This is a genomic window from Sphingobium sp. EP60837, assembly GCF_001658005.1.
Classification (GTDB): Bacteria; Pseudomonadota; Alphaproteobacteria; order Sphingomonadales; family Sphingomonadaceae; genus Sphingobium; species Sphingobium tyrosinilyticum.
On the sequence record NZ_CP015989.1, the window covers coordinates 1 to 17,441 of the forward strand.

At 57.5% G+C, this 17,441-nt stretch carries 14 protein-coding genes and 1 pseudogene; 3 read left to right on the plus strand and 12 right to left on the minus strand.

Translation table 11 applies throughout. The annotated features are described in order from the left end of the window. Window positions 1-350: 350 nt before the first annotated feature. The 3 genes from EP837_RS19330 to EP837_RS19340 all read right to left on the minus strand — a co-directional run bounded on the left by EP837_RS19330 (window position 351) and on the right by EP837_RS19340 (window position 4,886). Window positions 351-839 carry a phospholipase A gene (locus EP837_RS19330; RefSeq protein ID WP_335676408.1) on the minus strand — a complete coding sequence of 163 codons (489 nt, stop codon included), beginning with the start codon at window positions 837-839 and terminating at the stop codon, window positions 351-353. 128 nt (window positions 840-967) lie between these two features. After that, window positions 968-1,834, minus strand: a complete 867-nt coding sequence (locus tag EP837_RS19335; RefSeq protein WP_006961816.1) for a recombinase family protein — start codon at window positions 1,832-1,834, stop codon at window positions 968-970. 142 nt (window positions 1,835-1,976) lie between these two features. Next, a complete protein-coding gene (locus EP837_RS19340) occupies window positions 1,977-4,886 on the minus strand; it encodes a Tn3 family transposase (RefSeq protein ID WP_006961814.1) in 2,910 nt (969 codons plus the stop codon). A gap of 39 nt (window positions 4,887-4,925) precedes the next feature. Here EP837_RS19340 and EP837_RS19345 point away from each other — a divergent pair, with 39 nt between their 5' ends. Genes EP837_RS19345 through EP837_RS19355 form a run of 3 tightly spaced genes read left to right on the plus strand, consistent with a single transcriptional unit; the run spans window position 4,926 to window position 6,316 of the window. After that, window positions 4,926-5,204: a hypothetical protein gene (locus EP837_RS19345; RefSeq protein ID WP_156518801.1), complete on the plus strand. Its 279-nt coding sequence runs from the start codon at window positions 4,926-4,928 to the stop codon at window positions 5,202-5,204. A gap of 54 nt (window positions 5,205-5,258) precedes the next feature. After that, on the plus strand, window positions 5,259-5,825 hold the full coding sequence (locus tag EP837_RS19350; RefSeq protein ID WP_066532444.1) for a TetR/AcrR family transcriptional regulator: 567 nt from the start codon (window positions 5,259-5,261) through the stop codon (window positions 5,823-5,825). Then, a complete protein-coding gene (locus EP837_RS19355) occupies window positions 5,822-6,316 on the plus strand; it encodes a hypothetical protein (protein WP_066532446.1) in 495 nt (164 codons plus the stop codon). Before EP837_RS19350 ends, EP837_RS19355 begins: the two co-directional genes overlap by 4 nt. 25 nt (window positions 6,317-6,341) lie before the next feature. Here the strand turns inward: EP837_RS19355 and EP837_RS19360 are convergent. The 9 genes and pseudogenes from EP837_RS19360 to istA form a co-directional block, all read right to left on the minus strand. After that, a pseudogene (locus EP837_RS19360) lies at window positions 6,342-6,713 on the minus strand (DUF779 domain-containing protein). Window positions 6,714-6,809: 96 nt separating this feature from the next. Further along, complete coding sequence (gene exaC / locus EP837_RS19365) at window positions 6,810-8,330, minus strand: acetaldehyde dehydrogenase ExaC (RefSeq protein WP_066532447.1); 1,521 nt, start codon at window positions 8,328-8,330, stop codon at window positions 6,810-6,812. 349 nt (window positions 8,331-8,679) lie between these two features. Next, the gene (locus EP837_RS20790; protein WP_082919880.1) at window positions 8,680-8,991 is read right to left on the minus strand and encodes a YdhR family protein; all 312 of its coding nucleotides are present in this window, start codon (window positions 8,989-8,991) and stop codon (window positions 8,680-8,682) included. Window positions 8,992-9,061: 70 nt separating this feature from the next. Next, window positions 9,062-10,588 (minus strand): GMC oxidoreductase, encoded by a 1,527-nt coding sequence (locus EP837_RS19370; RefSeq protein ID WP_066532450.1) that lies wholly within the window; start codon window positions 10,586-10,588, stop codon window positions 9,062-9,064. An 81-nt stretch (window positions 10,589-10,669) separates the two neighbouring features. Then, window positions 10,670-11,434 (minus strand): IS6-like element IS6100 family transposase, encoded by a 765-nt coding sequence (locus tag EP837_RS19375; protein WP_001389365.1) that lies wholly within the window; start codon window positions 11,432-11,434, stop codon window positions 10,670-10,672. A 32-nt stretch (window positions 11,435-11,466) separates the two neighbouring features. Continuing rightward, window positions 11,467-13,350 carry a CehA/McbA family metallohydrolase gene (locus tag EP837_RS19380; RefSeq protein WP_156518803.1) on the minus strand — a complete coding sequence of 628 codons (1,884 nt, stop codon included), beginning with the start codon at window positions 13,348-13,350 and terminating at the stop codon, window positions 11,467-11,469. 88 nt (window positions 13,351-13,438) lie between these two features. Next, on the minus strand, window positions 13,439-14,758 hold the full coding sequence (locus tag EP837_RS19385; protein WP_066532454.1) for a metallophosphoesterase: 1,320 nt from the start codon (window positions 14,756-14,758) through the stop codon (window positions 13,439-13,441). Between the two features lie 153 nt (window positions 14,759-14,911). Then, window positions 14,912-15,691 (minus strand): IS21-like element ISRsp3 family helper ATPase IstB, encoded by a 780-nt coding sequence (gene istB / locus EP837_RS19390; RefSeq protein WP_006955904.1) that lies wholly within the window; start codon window positions 15,689-15,691, stop codon window positions 14,912-14,914. Then, window positions 15,681-17,201: an IS21-like element ISRsp3 family transposase gene (istA, locus tag EP837_RS19395; protein ID WP_032490240.1), complete on the minus strand. Its 1,521-nt coding sequence runs from the start codon at window positions 17,199-17,201 to the stop codon at window positions 15,681-15,683. Before istA ends, istB begins: the two co-directional genes overlap by 11 nt. Window positions 17,202-17,441: the final 240 nt, after the last annotated feature.

Consider the following 17,441-nt stretch of genomic DNA (forward strand, 5'->3'; position numbering starts at 1 on the left):
ATGGCGCCTTCCCTGCTCACCGGCCCAGGCATCGGCCTTGGTTTTCCCTTCAGCCAGAAACCGCCGCTTGTATTCCGCCGTGAGGCGCGCCTTGTCTGCTGCGGGAATAGACGAGGAGGAGCAGCGAGGGATTTCTTCAGCGGATACAGGCAGCGACCAAAGCAAGACTGCCATAGTAGTGGCAGCAATAAAAATACGTAACATGGCAATCTCCCGATCATCTCATGAATTCTCAAACAGACTCTTACGCCGTTGGCCTTCCGATGATGCATAAATCACTTTTGCATCAGGGTAAGGGGACGTCCAACGCCGGGCCCGCTACCTTACGATAGATTCTGCCCGGTTCCGGATTAGCGGACGATAGCGACCCCAAGCCGCAGTCGTGTCGCCTTGCGGTCATAATCGAGCAGATTTTCGCCATAGCCAGCAAAGGCTTGGCCGAAGACATAGACGTTGAGGTTGGTGTCAACGATCTTGTCCAGCGGATAGGAAAGCTCAGCGTCTATTGCGCCCTTGCCCGACGAGAAATTAATGCGGCTGTTGGTAGTCAGTCGCAGCCCGTCGTCACGGCCAAACTCCGCGAACAAGGACGTGTGGCCGCGATAGCGTTTCACATCCGGATTGTCTTCAAGGTCACCGACATAGAAGGAGTAGCGCGGGCCCAGCGACAGCTTGTAGTCTCCGATCGGTATCGTCGCCACAGGCTGGACATAGAGGGTGTTGAGGCTGCGCGACGCCAACCCATCGCGGCCGTTGGACTCATGGCGCAGCCCCGCCTGTCCGCCGAACGCCAATGTGCCCTTCGATACGGCCGGTAGCAGGTAGAAAAGTTCGGGCATGAAATCGATGTTACGGAAGGGCGAAGAATCCCCCGCCCAGATCCCAGAACAGGCGCTGGGTATAGGGCCCAGTCGGCCCGAAGCTGCGATTTTGGCCATGTTGAAGAACAAAGATTGAACATGGCGATCTACCAGGCTCGCTCTTGTCCTCCAATCTCGTAAACATCGGTCTCGATCGAGCACCTGTAGCTCTCTGCGATGTTGAACATCTCTGTCTGGAGAGATGCGATCTCATCATCGAGGCTGACGCCATCGGCACCCTGATCATAGGCGACGGTCAGCGTGTAATCGCAGTTCCCGGTCTTTTGCATCTGGTAATCCCGCTCCAGCATCGCCTCAATGCGCTCGCGAGCGGGCTTTCTGCCACGACCATGCTTGTTGAAGTTCTCGATGGTCAGATGCAGGGCGATGGTGACAGAAGGCGGCTTTTCCGGCAGCCCGATCCTTGAAGGAATGACGTCAAGCGCCCGATAGACGGTCATTCTTGAGATCTTGAGGTCGCGCGCGACGCTGGCCTTGCTCGCGCCGGCGGTGATCCGGCGTCGGATTTCATCGTCATCGATGTTTTTCTTCCGGCCTTTGTAGACGCCTTCGGCGCGCGCCGCCTCGATCCCGGCGCGCTGCCGGTCCTTGATGAACGTCAGTTCCATGTCCGCGACCATGCCCAGAATGGTGATCACCATCCGCCCCATGCTTCCGGCCGTCGTCACCTCCGGCTCAAGCACCCGCAATGAGGCTCCCTTCTGGTCGAGTTCATGAACCAGATTGAGAACATCGCGTGTGGAGCGACCGAGCCGATCGAGACGCAGGACGACGAGTTCGTCATCGGCGCGCAGGAACTGCATGATCGTCTCAAGCTCCGTGCGTCCAGTGCGCGATGCGCCCGAGCCTGTTTCGGAGCGGAGGATTTCACAGCCCGCTGCCTTCAACCGGGCAACCTGGATGTCGAGATCCTGGTCGATGGTGCTGACGCGGGCGTAGCCGACGCGGGTCATGGGCAAATCCGTCACATTAGGGTGGCTTTGCCCTCGTACAGTAACATTGGTGACGGAACCACCCTTTTGTGACATGTCGTATATGTCACTTCCGATCGTCACGTTCGGGTGCACCCAAATGGTGCGAGCGGAAAGGCCCCGGTCAGGCAGCAAGCCGCCCAAAATCGATCCGGCTATTCAGATCGAGGTCGAAGCGGCCATAAGGATTGACGTGGCTGTAAATCAGCGGTGTGAGGCCGCGATAATCATCCGGCGTCATCCGGCCCGTCCATTTCGGTTCCACCAGCACGCTCTGAAGCATTCGGGTGTTCACATAGACAAGCGACGCTTGCAGCAAATGTAGCGCCAGGACCGAGAGCTGCTGCTCATCGATGCGGTTAGTGGCGATCTCGCCGCCCTTGCCGAAGAAAACGAACCCATTGGCACTGTTCCAGTTTTCAACGACATTCAGGCCTTCATGAATTTCGCGGCGGAAGGACTCCTCGCGCAGATACCGGCACAGGAAGATCGTCTTGACCGCGCGGCCCAGCTCACTCAACGCCTTGTAGGTCGGGTGCATCACCTCGGAGCGGCTAAACCGGCGCAGGATCGCCTCCGGGTCGGCGGTTTTTGTCTGCATCGCGGCTGCATATTTGACCATCTCGTCATATTGCTGCTCGATCTCATCCCAGTTGATCGGACTGGAGAGGATCGGCTGCAAGTGGGGAAGCCGCGTTCGCATGCCGACATCGGGAAGAGCCAGCTTCTGGCGAGCGATCGCTTTCAGGCGGGGTGCAAGCTCAAATCCGAGAAGCCGGCAAAATGCAAAGCCAACCGCGCTTTGGCCATGACTATCAACATATTGTCGCTGGATTTCCATGTCGGTGCAATGGCGCAGCACGCCCTCGATCATGGAGGCGACCTCGGAGGAAGAGCAGCGCTTGAGCTGGGAATAGACGCATGTCGCGCGTCGTTCGACATGCCAGTAGATCATGACGCCCCGTCCACCATAACGCGCATGCCATTCCGTCATCAGGTTGCGATCCCAGGCTCCGAACTTTGTGGAATCTGACGCACAGGCCGTGCCGGCGTCCCCCCAGACTGCAGCATTGCGGATTGCCAGGGTCGCATTCGCAACCCTGGCACACGCCTCCTTGAGCGCCGCGGCATGAACGAAGCGGCGATGGACATGCAGCAGCTCTTCATAGCTGACATCGGGGGTGGCGCCGGCGATCCGCTTGAGCCCGGCATTCGTTCCCAGGCCGTAGAGGCATAGCAGGAGACGTTGATCCAGCGCGGTTTTCGGCAGTGCAACACGCGAGGCCGATGTTTCGAACGCTTCGAGAAGTCCCGTATCAAGGGCAGCCTCCTTCAGTACGTCGAGCAGCCCGGTCATCGGCCAGCGTTGGCCGATCTCGGTCTTGATCGAGGCGAGACCCCTGGGTTCGGGCAAGGGTTTGAACGGGGTGAGAGATATACGGTTCTCGCCGCGCCACAGCAGCCGAACCTTGTCGTTCCGGGGAATATTGGCATTGAGGAGCAACAGTTCCTGAGCAAGCTCTTCCCGGATGGCGCTTGAAAATGCACGCGCATCCGCCGTCAGGTTCAATCCTGTGTAATATGCTTCTCGCCGCGCATCGAAGTCCTTGGGAAGATCGTCATCGGGATTGCGGTATCGGTCCGCCCCGACAACCCAGATTTCCTTAGAACGGATGCGATCGCGCAGTTGCGCGAGGACACAAAGCTCATAACTGATCCGGTTTACGCGCCCCTCTTCATCAATGACGGAACTGCGCCATCTCGCCGGAATGACCTCGTCGACCGGCACTGCGTGCGGCGGCACGTAGCGGCATCCATCATCCACTTTGCTTCTGATCCAGTCCAGGGCCGCCAGCACCGGACGCCACACGGCGTTGTTCGACCGGAACTCCAGTGCCGAAAGCAGGCTTGGCAGCATACGGCGATAATGATTGGCCCATGACCTCCGCATCACCTTGTAGATCCGCCGATCCAAGGCGCCCTTTGCCTGGCTTTCCTTGATGATCGCCGCCAGTTTGTCCTTGCCGGCGATTGGGAAAATGACATCGCAGATGCGCCCGGATGGATCGTCGATCGAAGCGCTGGCAATCTCGACCAGGAGTCGCTCCTTGCCATAGACCCGCTCGATGTCTTTCGCGATATCGCCCACCACCTTGCGTTTCGAGCGCGATCCGATCTTATGGACCGTCTCGATCAGCAGGTCGACCATCGCATCCGTAAGCTGAGCTTCCCGCGCCATCAGATAAACGGCATAGAGCCCGAGCTGGCGCGCCGGTACATGCCGGCGCATCTCCGAGGCTTTCTCGCCGGCAACCCGGCGAACGATCTGATCGACCCATGCCTTGCCCGTGACCGATAGGAAATCTCGGGGAAGAGCAAGCCGTTGGATAAAGGCGAGTTTGGCGGTCACGCCAAGAATGTTTTCGAGCGTCGCCTGACCTGCATCCCCCTTCATCGTGTTGAAGCCGGTCGGGCCATCGGGATCGGCGAGCGAGGCTTCCAGCAAGGCGACCGCATCCGGCGCAAGCCGATCGCGGACTCGGGCCAACAGGGCCTCCAGATAGAGGTGTCGTTGCGAACGGACGAGGCGTTCCAGCTCCTTGCGCGACGGCCCATAGATACGGCGGTCGCGGCACCACAGGAAAACATGCTCGAGCATGGCATTGATCGGCTGCCCGCCCGCACAAAGATCGTCGGAAATCCACCTCGACAACGCCCTGCGATCCGTCTGCGTCATACGGCGGAACCCGAGATGCCGCAAAATCTCCGCGCAATGCCGGCGGGCGGTGCGCCCGGAAAAATCATAGTGGTTCACGGATTTGGCATCGAGACCAAGTTGCTCCGCCAGATACAAGACACCGTCGGAGGGTATCGACGCATGATCCGGCACAAAGAAGCCATGCCCGGCGAAAAATCTAAGCTGAACCGCCAATCCCAGTCGTGCCGTCTCCGCTTTGCCGGTCACGAACGCGATGTCCGAAAAACTCAGGCTCCAGGAGCCGATCAGATCCCCACTCGAAACGCCAAGGCTCATAACGCCGCTCCCTTATCGGAGCGGAACGTCGTTCCTCGCATGGGCGATCGTCAACAACAACCAGCCCGTTCCCGACGTGTTCTCCAAGATGACCAAAATCGCAGCTTCGGGCCGACTGGGCCTGATTGGTTGGTCTGGCTGACCGACTCCATGCGCCAGGCGATGGACCTGGGGTTGGATATGAACGAAACGGTCGCCCAGCCACTGCCCACGCAGTACCGGTCGTTGTCGGTCGCACGTGACGAATATCGTCGTTCGGTCGGACACCTGTTTCCCAAAATCGAAGCAGAAGCCCTGAACAAGCCACCCGCCCGCTAAGGCGCGTCACCTACGACTTACTTGTCCCAGACCGGAAACGGGAGCGTTCGCCGAATGAATAACCCTACCCGTTGCCAGTTGCTTGCCGAAACCGAGTATCTGATCCGTCGCGGTGGCTACGCGGCCTTCTCCTATGCCCACCTCGCCGAGAAAATCGGCATCACCAAGGCAAGCATCCACTACCACTTTCCGACCAAGCAACGCCTCGCCGAGGAGGTTGCCGAACTTGCGATGTCCCGTTTCGTCGAGGCGCTGGCGAAGATCGAAGCCGCTCATCCCGATGCCGCGTCCCGCCTGCAGAAGTACGGCGAACTCTTTCTCGACGGCTTCGAAGAGCAGTTGCGCCCGTTGTGTTGCGCGTTGGCAAGTGAACTGGCGGCCTTGCCCCCATCGATGCACGCCAAGGTACGCGCCTACTTTGACCTCCACCTGGAATGGCTGACTCGGATTATCGAGTCCGGAAGGCTGGCCGGTGCGCTCTGCTGGAAAGGAGACGCCGCTAGGCTGGCCAGCCTGATTCTGACGACTCTCGAAGGCGGTAGTCTGGTGGGGCGGGCCAAGCAATCTCGGTCCGACGTGTTGGCGGGGTTTGCGCAGGTGCTGGAGTTGGCGAGGGGATGAACTTTTTGGATTGTGCGCCCCTGCGGTGGCTTTTTATCGTTTTGGGTTTCCTCGTGCTTCCGGCCGGAACGGCCAGGGGGGACGACGTTCGGACCCTGGCGGTGATCGACGCCAGCGTCGCTGACGTCCGCGAAGCAGTGATCGAAGCCATCGAGTCGGCGGGCCTGGTGGTCAGCGCTACCATCCCCTTCAACCGTATGCTCGAACGCACTGGCAAGGCGCTGGAGTACAGTTCGGTTCCCTACGTCGATGCAGAGACAGTGCAGTTCTGCAGCGCCCGCTTGGCGTGGCAACTGGTGACGGAAGATCCCGGTCAGCTAGCTCTGTGCCCCATGTCGATTTCGATCTACGCAACTACCGCCGAGCCGAAGCTAGTCCGGCTTGCCTATCGTTCACTGGGAGAGGGGACCCTCGGCAGGCAACGGGGGGAGCAACTTCTACGGGAGCTCGTAGAACGCGCAGCGGTACTGGCCGGCTGGCGTAGGCGATAGACGGACTGCATAATGAGCGAACCACTTAAACGAGGCCTGCCACCTGAAGTTCGGCCCATTCGGCGTCCGTGAAGAGCCGTGAACGGGTATGGAAGGCCTTGCCGGAGTTTCCTTCGAGCGAAAAGGTGCCGCCGGAGCCGTCGATAACGTCGATGATTAGTTACGTGTGCTTCCAGTATTCGTACTGCGAGGCACCCATGTAGAAAGGGACGTCGCCGATGTTGCCGAGGTGCACGTCGTAGGGGCCGATGGTCAGGTCGCCGGGCAGGTAGCAGTTGGCAGCGCTGTTGTCGCAACAGCCGCTGGACTGGTGGAACATAAGTTCCGAGCCGTATTGCTGTTTCAGGAGCGCGATCAGTTCAAGCGTTGCCGGGGTGGCAGTGACACGGTCGACCATGTTTTTCTCCCAAAATTGGGGGGTAACAAATAGGGACGGTTGCCCGCCCCCAAGAGTTGCCCGCAAATCTATGCGACCAGTGGAGGAGATGCGCGGTTAGAAGAAGCCCAGTTTTTGTTCAGCGTAGCTGACAAGCAGGTTCTTCGTCTGTTGGTAGTGGTCCAGCATGACCTTGTGGTTTTCGCGGCCGAAGCCGGATTCCTTGTAGCCGCCGAACGCTGCGTGCGCCGGGTAGGCGTGGTAGCAGTTGGTCCACACGCGGCCGGCCTTGATGGCGCGACCCATGCGGTAGGCGACGTTGCCGTTGCGGCTCCAGACGCCGGCGCCGAGACCGTACAGGGTGTCGTTGGCGATGGCCAAGGCTTCGGCTTCATCCTTGAAGGTCGTCACGGCCAGGACCGGCCCGAAGATTTCTTCCTGGAAGATGCGCATCTTGTTGTGGCCCTTGAACAGGGTCGGCTGGATGTAGTAACCACCGGCCAGATCGCCTTCGAGGACAGCGCGAGCTCCGCCGATCAGGCATTCTGCCCCTTCCTGCTTGCCAAGTTCGAGGTAAGACATGATCTTGGTCATCTGTTCTTGCGATGCCTGGGCACCCATCATGCAGTCGGTGTCGAGCGGGTTGCCCTGCTTGATAGCTGCAACACGCTTGAGGACGCGTTCCATGAACTTGTCGTAGATCGATTCCTGGATCAGCGCACGGCTCGGGCAGGTACAGACTTCGCCCTGGTTGAAGGCGAACAGCACCAGACCTTCGATGGCCTTGTCGAGGAAGCTGTCATCCTTGTCCATGATGTCGGCGAAGAAGATATTGGGCGACTTGCCGCCCAGTTCCAGTGTCGCCGGGATCAGGTTGTTGGCAGCGGCCTGAGCGATAACGCGGCCGGTGGAGGTCGAACCGGTGAAGGCGATCTTGGCGATGCGCTTGCTGGTGGCGAGTGGCATGCCGGCTTCGCGACCGAAACCGTTGACGATGTTTAGCACACCCGGCGGCAGGATGTCGGCGATCAACTCCATCAAGATCAGAATGGAGATCGGGGTCGATTCGGCCGGCTTCAAGACAACGCAGTTGCCAGCGCCGAGGGCCGGGGCTAGCTTCCAGGCGGCCATCAGGATCGGGAAGTTCCAGGGGATGATCTGGGCGACGACGCCGAGCGGCTCGTGGTAGTGGTAAGCAACGGTGTTTTCGTCGATATCGGAGAGGGCGCCTTCCTGGGCACGCACGCAGCCGGCGAAGTAACGGAAGTGGTCAACGGTGAGCGGGATGTCGGCCGCCAGGTTTTCGCGAATGGCCTTGCCGTTATCGACGGTTTCGGCGTAAGCCAGCATTTCCAGGTTGCCTTCGAGGCGGTCGGCGATCTTGAGCAGCAGGTTGGAACGTTCGGCTACGCTGGTCTTGCCCCAGGCATCAGCAGCAGCGTGAGCAGCGTCGAGAGCCAACTCGATGTCTTCGGTGGAGGAGCGGGCAGCCTTGGTGTAGACCTTGCCGGTCGTCGGGGTGATCACGTCAAAGTATTCGCCCTTGACCGGGGCGACCCATTTGCCGCCGATGAAATTGTTGTACTTGGCCTTGAATTCGATTTTAGCGCCTGCGGCGCCGGGAGCTGCATAAATCATGTTTGTCTCCTGAAATTTCTGCTGGATTTGCGGGTAGTTGAGTTCAAGGCTGGCTAATCCTGATGGCATCGGCTAACACTTGTTGTCTGATAAACGCATATCCCGTGCAAATCCTGATATTGCGGATAGTTGTTACAAAAAATCCATATATATCCGCATGTTGAAATTGTGCATATGGCAACAGGGAAATTCCTGATCCATTTTGTGCACTGCCGAATAGGCGACGAAAGCGCTGATACATATTCCGCCGCGGCAATCTCTTTGACTTTTTCAGTCGCGAGGCACTGTCCCACAATAATCCACGCTCCGGTGATTTGAAGCGCGGACTTAATATCGAGAGTTGCCCTATTTAGAAGCGGCAAACACCTGCAGTTACTGACGTACCTTCCGGCATATCTTCATAACAAACTGTATTGAAATTCACCAAATTTGGATGAGTACTAACCGCTTTATACAAATCTGATTTCAGGTAATTTTCATAATCGCCCTTTGACGCCCAAAAATACATACCACCGTAAGCGCCAATATTGCTTTCTTTGATCCAGACCTTGGATACCAATCCTGGAACTTTCGCATAGCCTGGTGCGAGAGACTTCACGGCCTCACTGTAGGCGTTCTCATCAATTCCGCTGAGGTTAAATGTGACATGAGTGACGTACATGGTTTTACTCCTATTTGATAAAGCGTTGTTTGAAAATTGCTAGGCGTGCTGGGGAAAATCAGTTTCCTTTTTAGGTCACCTCCCCTTTTTTTCGTTGAATTAACCGGTCAGCCACATTGGCAGCCCACACCGAGATCGTCATTGACGGCGGCCCTCCCGGCGCTGCAGGAAGGGCGGCGGCATCGGCAACGTACAGTCCTGGATGATCGAAGACTTCTCCATTAGCGCCGACAACCCCGTTCTCAATGGATGCCCCCAATCTGGCACCACCGATGGGATGAACTGTAATTGGCGTGTTGAGCGAGTAAATTCTCGAATCGGTCACCCTCTCGATATCTTTGAAGGCCGAATCGATTTCGCCATAGATCGGATTCTTGCATTTGTCATACCTCAAGTGAAAGCCTTTCCCTTTCATTTGAAGATGCCCATTCCCCACATCTGCACCCATGCCTACGATGATCGATTGATGCCTGAGTTTGTTCTTGAGAAATTGTGGCAATGGGAAGCCCTCGACCCCCTGCCACCCGGCTCGCATGATGTTGGCTTTATTGTCACTGCCGCTGACCTTAAATAGTCCCGCGATAGGAAGGCTCTTGGTTAGGTCTTCTGGATTATTCTCTGCCCAGAATGCAAAGAAATCCCCATTTCCTCCAAACCATTTCCCGAGTTGAGGCATTCCATCTAACCCTTTGGTGACATCTCTGCTGTGTAGCAGAAGTCTTGCCGTATTTGCTCCTCCCGCCGCGAGAATTAGATGCTTGGCGGCATGGGTTTCGAGAGAACCGGTATTGTGATTTTTATATTCCACCGCATACCGCATTCCTGCAGATTGTGGTTGCCCTAGCTTTCTGATCGATAGCACTTCGCACATGTCCTTTACTACCAAGCCCTTCTTTATGGCCGGACCGAGGAGCGCAAAATCGAGAGTGGTTTTCGCGCCAGACTCAGACCCCAGGAAACTGTCATTGGATAGTGAGGATTCCCATCTGATGGTTCCATTGCTATCCACGATCCTTCGAGGATTGCCACGCTCACGAGGATGCAGAATCCCTACGCGGTAGTCTGGCACCCCGCTGGAGGTCAGCGGCTCATCATCTCGAAGGAACATCGTGTGACACGGAATCCTGTCTTCAGGCTTGCTACGACGGGATCCCAGTTGGTCCATAATTTCATCGTAATAAGCATCCATTTGCGCGCTGCTGATCCCCGCACAGTGGCCGTTCCAGTAATACGGATTGTCAGGACGACCATGTAATCCGGAATATGCGTGACTCCCTCCGCCGACATTTGAAGTACAGAATACCCACAGTCCGTCCCCAAAGACCGCTTCGAAGAAACCTTTGTTATTTATTAAGAGAGGCTTCTTTCTGAACAATGGCATGCGAATTGATCTAAACCCATGCGTAATGAGACGCATACCTTGTGGTAATGGCGCCCGGTTAGATATTCCCATTGATCTCACTGGAACCGTATCCCGCCACGGCCCCCTCTCCAGCAGCGTGACCTCAAACCCAGCATTTACTAATCTGGAAGCGGATATCGAACCTCCAAATCCGCTACCAATAATCAAAACCTCGCTTTTTTTTGCGATATTCATATTTTGTCTCCTTCAAGTTGTAATTGGGGCTCTGTTGCAAAGATTGGCGGCAGTCAGAGGTAGGCTGTCGCTCTGCGCCGATCAGGCGGCTGCTGCGAAATGGTGGTTGAGCATGCCCATGGCCTCCGTCAGCGCCGAGGGCCCAATGCCAAAAGCTCTCTCCACAAGGCGCACCTCGCCCCTGATGCCGGGCTGCAGGCACCAGGGGCGAGCCTGTCCTTTGCGCAGGGCTCGCATGACTTCGAATCCCTTGATCGTGGCATAGGCCGTGGGGATCGATTTGAAACCGCGCACCGGCTTGATCAGTATCTTGAGCTTTCCGTGATCGGCCTCGATCACGTTATTGAGATACTTCACCTGCCGGTGGGCCGTCTCCCGGTCCAGCTTTCCTTCGCGCTTCAATTCGGTGATCGCTGCACCATAGCTCGGCGCTTTGTCGGTATTGAGCGTGGCAGGCTTTTCCCAGTGCTTCAGGCCTCGCAGGGCCTTGCCCAGGAACCGCTTCGCTGCCTTGGCGCTGCGGGTCGGCGACAGGTAGAAATCGATCGTGTCGCCCCGCTTGTCGACTGCCCGGTACAGGTAGGTCCACTTGCCCCGCACCTTGACGTAGGTTTCATCCAGGCGCCAGCTCGGATCAAAGCCACGCCGCCAGAACCAGCGCAGCCGCTTCTCCATCTCCGGGGCGTAGCACTGGACCCAGCGATAGATCGTCGTATGGTCGACCGAAATGCCGCGTTCCGCCAGCATTTCCTCAAGGTCGCGATAGCTGATCGGATAGCGACAATACCAGCGCACCGCCCACAGGATCACATCACCCTGGAAATGGCGCCACTTGAAATCCGTCATCGTTCCGTCCGTCCAATCTCCGCCAAGCATGCTCAAGCTTCACGATTTTTGCAACAGAGCCGAAAATGCGTTCTGCCGTCACCCCAGTAGAGGTGGCCATTCTCAAGACCGTCCACCCAGGCGCTGTAACCCGCATCGTCCACTGGCCTTTGTGGCAACTTCACGTAGGTGCGTCCGATCCCCGGCCGAGAGTCGACCGAAGGCACGATACACGGATAATCCGTCTCGCCTGCCATCATCAGCGTGTAACCGCAGTTGAGCAGATGATACCACGCATTGAGCTCAGCAGCAGGGGGACCATTGCAACCTGCCAAGAAATCGACCGCGCCGTGGGTCACGCCAACAATCGCTTCGTTCGTGCGGATGCTGTTGAAAGTTGGAATTTCGTAATTTGGTAGAGCGTTGGTGCCGACTATCATACCCAATGAACAATGGGTGTATCCTACCAGTGCTCCTTGGGCTTTCGCCCATTTCGCCACCGGGAGATTCCAAGATGGCCAGTCCTCCACCGCGTGCGTACCAGGGTAGCTAAGCTCCTTAAGTCTCATCAGGATCAAATGCCCGGAAAGACTTGACGGAAAACCCGAGATCTCGAGATCGTAGCGGAGCATGCTCTCTCGATCTTTCGGCGTGGGCATGGGCTTCCAGTCTGCGTTGTTAGCAGCCTGCAGTTGAGGATGTTCGAGCCGCGCCTCGGGACTGATCGCAGCACCGGAAAAGAACTGCTTCTGGTAGGAATAACCTCCAGCCCAGGTTAAGACCTCGCCAACGGAGAGAGCTTCGCCTCTTATGTGACGGATCATCGTTTCAGGTGCTACCCCTTCGGTAGGCAACATATAATGAGCACAACCTGCGGCGTGGAGATGCGTGTCGCCAGAGTACCAGCCCCATTTCGCCGGATCGATCCATCGTTTGAGCCGCACCGCTATTCGTGCGTCGCTCGCCGAAACGCGAACGGTGGCGCGCTGCACCAGATACTCAGGCCCCCTACGGACCATTATATGATACTCGCCGTCTGGCAGGCGGACGGTCTCGCCATCGGCTCGATATATGTGGGGTTGAAACGCAAGGTCGGGTGCTAGGCGCATCACCTGGGGCGGATAGATATGCTTATTGGCGTCATGGATCATCAGCGATGCCATGCAGCCGACACCATCATCATCGAGGATCTGCAGCTGAATATCGCGAGATGGTTGAGAGACAAAATCGGTTACGAGCGGGTTAGCTACCGATGCGCGACTTACGGCCCCCCAGGAAGGATTGTCCTGCAAAATTCCTGCCCCAAAGCCCAACCTGCCCGTCTTTCTTCCCCGGTCCCTGCTGTAAATCGTGGCGATCTTGTACTCCACGACATTGCCGCTCAGCACTGGCGAAGCTTCGATTTGCGACATCAGCCACATTCGTTCGATGAGGGCTTCCTTTCGAACGGTATCGGCAAGATAGGCCTTCTGCTCAGCGGCGATCTTCGAGGCCTGTGGGAACATCCGCGCAGGCATCGCACTGCCGCTGTAAATTTCGAATGCCTGCGTTAGCGATGATGGGTTAGAGACCCTCACCAAGAACGCGGTCCATCCCTGCTCGACCAAATGGCGCTTCGCTCCGCCTAACGCAGCGGCGCCCATGCCGCCTTTGTCGAGCGTGACCCTAGCGAGTGTATAGCGCTCGAGAAGCGCCTCGGCGGCAATAACTGCCTCAGCATCTTCCCTCGAGAACAGACTCGCCAGCCTGGCCATATCCGCATCGGCAATCGGCTGCCCCATTGCGGCCAGTTGCTCGACCGCGCGTTTCACGCTCGCGAAGTACGGCTGCGGCTCAATTGCGTCAGTCGAGGCGAAGACAGGCCAATGGCTGGCGCCCAGCAGCAATGTTGCGCCTGCCAGAAGTTGGCGACGATCTGGTTTGAATGGTTGGTCCAACGTTTCGCCTTCCTCACGATGGTACGATTTTATACCTTCTTGAACCAATCCGAGCCTTAATTTGAGCTCATCGACGCCCCGTCCAGTGCTATTGCGCGAAGCGCCTGCCCTCCATAAATCTCGCCCGAAAATCCTTCAGGACGATGACAAAGTCGTCCATGTCGTGGAACTTGTCGTCGGCCATCCCAGGCTGCTCATGATCGCGATACCAGGCGGGGTATTTCCCTTCGTCGCGACTGAATTTCTTGTAATGCGTCGAATAGGTCCGAACCGCGATCGTTGGTTCTTCTTTTCCTAGGTCGAAGCGCATCAGGCGAAACCATCCATCACCTATGCCGCTCCAAAAGTCCGGCTTGCCACCGGCATCCAGGAATGTCTGGCGTCGATCCTGATAATCCGAGAGCAGCTGGAGCACGTCGTGACCGGCATCGTTCTTGTCTGTCCTTATGGATTGACCGAGCTGATGTCCGCATAGCACCAAAAAGATCTGGTCGTGCTTGCTGATCAGCTTGTCCCACACTTCCTGGGGGCTGTTGTCTCCCGGATCGAGGGAGTTGGCATCGAGAAGCGGAAGAGGCCTGCGCTCGGCCCGATTATTCATATAATCGTGGGTCGCGATGATCGTTGGGAGGCCAGGATGATCCCGGATCACCTGCGCTGCCCACTCCAGACTGGCGTCCGGTGCGTCAAACTGTAGCCCGATGTGAAGAAAGCGCAAACCGCCGGCCGTGAAGATCTGCGCGCTGTCGGCACCGCCGTCATGCGAAGCGACGTACCAGGGCTTGCCCTTAAAAAAATCGGAGTCATTTCCGAACACTGATCGGAAGTTGTCCAATCCGCCGAGATGCAGTTGTCCGAGCGTCTTGAAATCGCTCAATGTTGCATTTGCCGAAGGCGGCTGCCGAGCGTCGGTCCACATGGCGTCATAATCATGGTTGCCCGGCACAACGGAGAAGGGAACGAGCCCCGCCAGCAGCTTATAGCCTTCCCGGGCCATCGGCATTTCCTCGCTGATCACGCGATTCGACGGCGATAGATGATGATCGAGCAAAGGGTTTGGAACACGCCGGAACCCCCGCTTCTCATGCTCGGGATCGATCGGCTTGGATTGATGCTGCCATATGTCGCCCAAGGCAGTGACGAACGCGATGTCGCCACCCTTGGCTTCGACATTGTCGGCTACGTAGCGCATCTGATCCATGAACATCTTGGCGGCATCGAACGGAAAACCGTCTTTCGCCTGATGCGTGAAATCGAGATAATTCTGCGTATCGGGTATGACCGCGATCGTGAACGCAGTATCGCCCTTTTTCGCCTGATCGCGCGCCTGGACGCCGGAAGCGATCGCGAGGGCAGCCGACCCAAGCATGCCGAGAACAAATCGGCGGTTCGTTTGAGACCAGAACATTACGGCCCTTTCCTATCTGTTCTTGCGCGGAGCCCGCGTGGCGCGGCTCCCTTGGACCTCAGATTGTTGAGTTGCACTGAGAAGTGACCCGGGATTTTCATTGAGAAGTGACCCGGGTGGGCGTGGATGATGTACTGCCTGCGACGAGCAGGGTCAAGCGGGTGATTTGTCCTTTCTGGATTTTGGGGCGGCGGAACTGGCTCTGAAGCGGAAGCTGTCATTGCCGGTTTCAAGGATATGGCAATGATGCGTGAGGCGATCCAGCAGGGCGGTGGTCATTTTGGCATCGCCAAAGATACTGGACCACTCGCTGAAGCTCAGGTTGGTGGTGATAACAACGCTGGTCCGCTCATAGAGTTTGCTGAGCAGATGGAACAGCATGGCCCCGCCTGAAGGGCTGAAGGGTAGATATCCCAGCTCATCAAGGATGACGAGGTCGAGGCGCAACAGACGCTCGGCCAACTGGCCCGCTCTGTTTGCGGCCTTTTCCTGCTCCAACGCATTGACCAGATCGACGGTGGAGAAGAAGCGGATCTTTTTGCGGTGATGCTCAACCGCCTGGACGCCCAAAGCCGTCGCGATGTGGCTTTTGCCGGTGCCTGGTCCGCCGATCAGTACGACGTTGTCGGCGCTATCCATAAAGTCACCACGGTGAAGTTGACGCACGAGCGCCTCGTTGACCTCACTGACGGCAAAGTCGAAGCCTGCCAGATCCTTGTAGGCCGGGAACCGGGCTGCCTTGATCTGGTAAGCAATGGACCTGACCTCCCGCTCGGACATCTCCGCCTTGAGAAGCTGTGAGAGGATCGGAACGGCAGCATCAAAGGCTGGCGCGCCCTGCTCGATCAGATCACCAGCGGCTTGCGCCATGCCATACATTTTGAGGCCACGTAGCATGACAACCACAGCGGCGCTGGCCGGATCATGACGCATGGCGTAACGCCCTCAGCGTGTCGTAGCGTTCGACATCGGCAACAGGCTCCTGGGCGAGGCGCAGGGCCTGCGGGGCATCGATTGGGGATGCCGGTGGAGCCTTGCCATCGATCAGGCGGTGCAGAACATTGAGGATGTGGGTTTTGGTCGGCACCCCAGCTTCGAGGGCCAGTTCGACGGCGCTGAGCACAGCCTGTTCGTTATGCTGTAGAACAAGGGCGAGGATTTCGACCATCTCCCTGTCACCACCGAGCCGCTTGAGCAGATGCCCCTGCAGTTGCCGGAAGGCTTCGGGCATTTCGAGGAATGGCGCCCCATTGCGCAAAGCGCCAGGCTTGCGCTGAACAACTGCCAGATAGTGCCGCCAGTCATAGATCGTCTGCCCCGGCTTCTGGTGAGAACGGTCGATAATCCGGTTGTGCTCGCACAAGATTTGCCCCTCGGCCGCGATGACCAACCGATCAGGATAGACCCGCAGGCTCACTGGCCGGTTCGCAAAGGATGCAGGAACGCTATAGCGATTGCGCTCGAACGCGATCAGGCAGGTCGGCGACACGCGCTTGGTATGTTCGACAAAGCCATCGAAGGCCCGCCCCATCGGCATCAGGCTGATAATCTCAACGGCGTGCACATCGGCAACTGTGCCGGGGAGGACGCCATGCTGGATTTCTCCCCATTGTGCGATGCACCGCTCTTCCAACCAGGCATTGAGGGCATCAAGATCTGGGAAGTTGGGCATTGGCTGCCATAACCGTCGACGCGCATCCTGAACGTTTTTCTCGACCTGACCTTTCTCCCAGCCTGAGGCCGGATTGCAAAAATCCGTTTCGAACAGGTAGTGGCTGGCCATGGCAGCGAACCGCGCATTGACCTGTCGGACTTTGCCCTGGCCGATCCGGTCTACAGCCGTCTTCATATTGTCGAATATTCCACGCTGAGGCACGCCGCCCAGCACCCGGAAGGCCTGCGTCAGTGCGTCGAACAACATCTCGTGCGTTTGCAGCAGATAGGCTCGCGTGATGAACGCCCGACTGTGGGAGAGCTTGGTATGGGCCACCTGCAGCTTGGTAGGCCGGCCATTCAGAAGGGCGTAATCTTCACTCCAATCGAACTGAAAGGCCTCACCGGGCTGGAAGATCAGCGGTACGAATGTGCCGCGCCCACTGGTTTGCTTTTCATATTGGCGTTCGGTCTTCCACGAGCGGGCGAAGGCGGCAACACGGCTGTATGATCCCTCGTAGCCCAGCTTAACCAGATCTGCATGTAGCTGCTTGGCTGTTCGCTTCTGTTTGCGCGACTTGCCAGATTCCACCCGCAGCCACGTCGTCAGTTTTTCTGCAAACTGATCAAGCTTGCTCGGCCGTTTGGGAACCTTGAACGTCGGCTCCACCGCGTCATCGCGCAGATATTTGCGGATCGTGTTGCGCGATAATCCAGTCCGCCGCCGGATCTCGCGAATGGGGATGCCTTGCCGAAAATGCCAGCGGCGGATCACACTGAGTAGGTCCATGTCGATCACTCCGATGCCTCCTGACTGTCAGCCAGGGGCGAGGAAAACATGGGTCAATTCTCAGTGAAAACTTATAACCCTCCCGGGTCACTTCTCAGTGCAACTCAACACACTGCCGAATAGGCGACGAAAGCGCTGATACATATTCCGCCGCGGCAATCTCTTTGACTTTTTCAGTCGCGAGGCACTGTCCCACAATAATCCACGCTCCGGTGATTTGAAGCGCGGACTTAATATCGA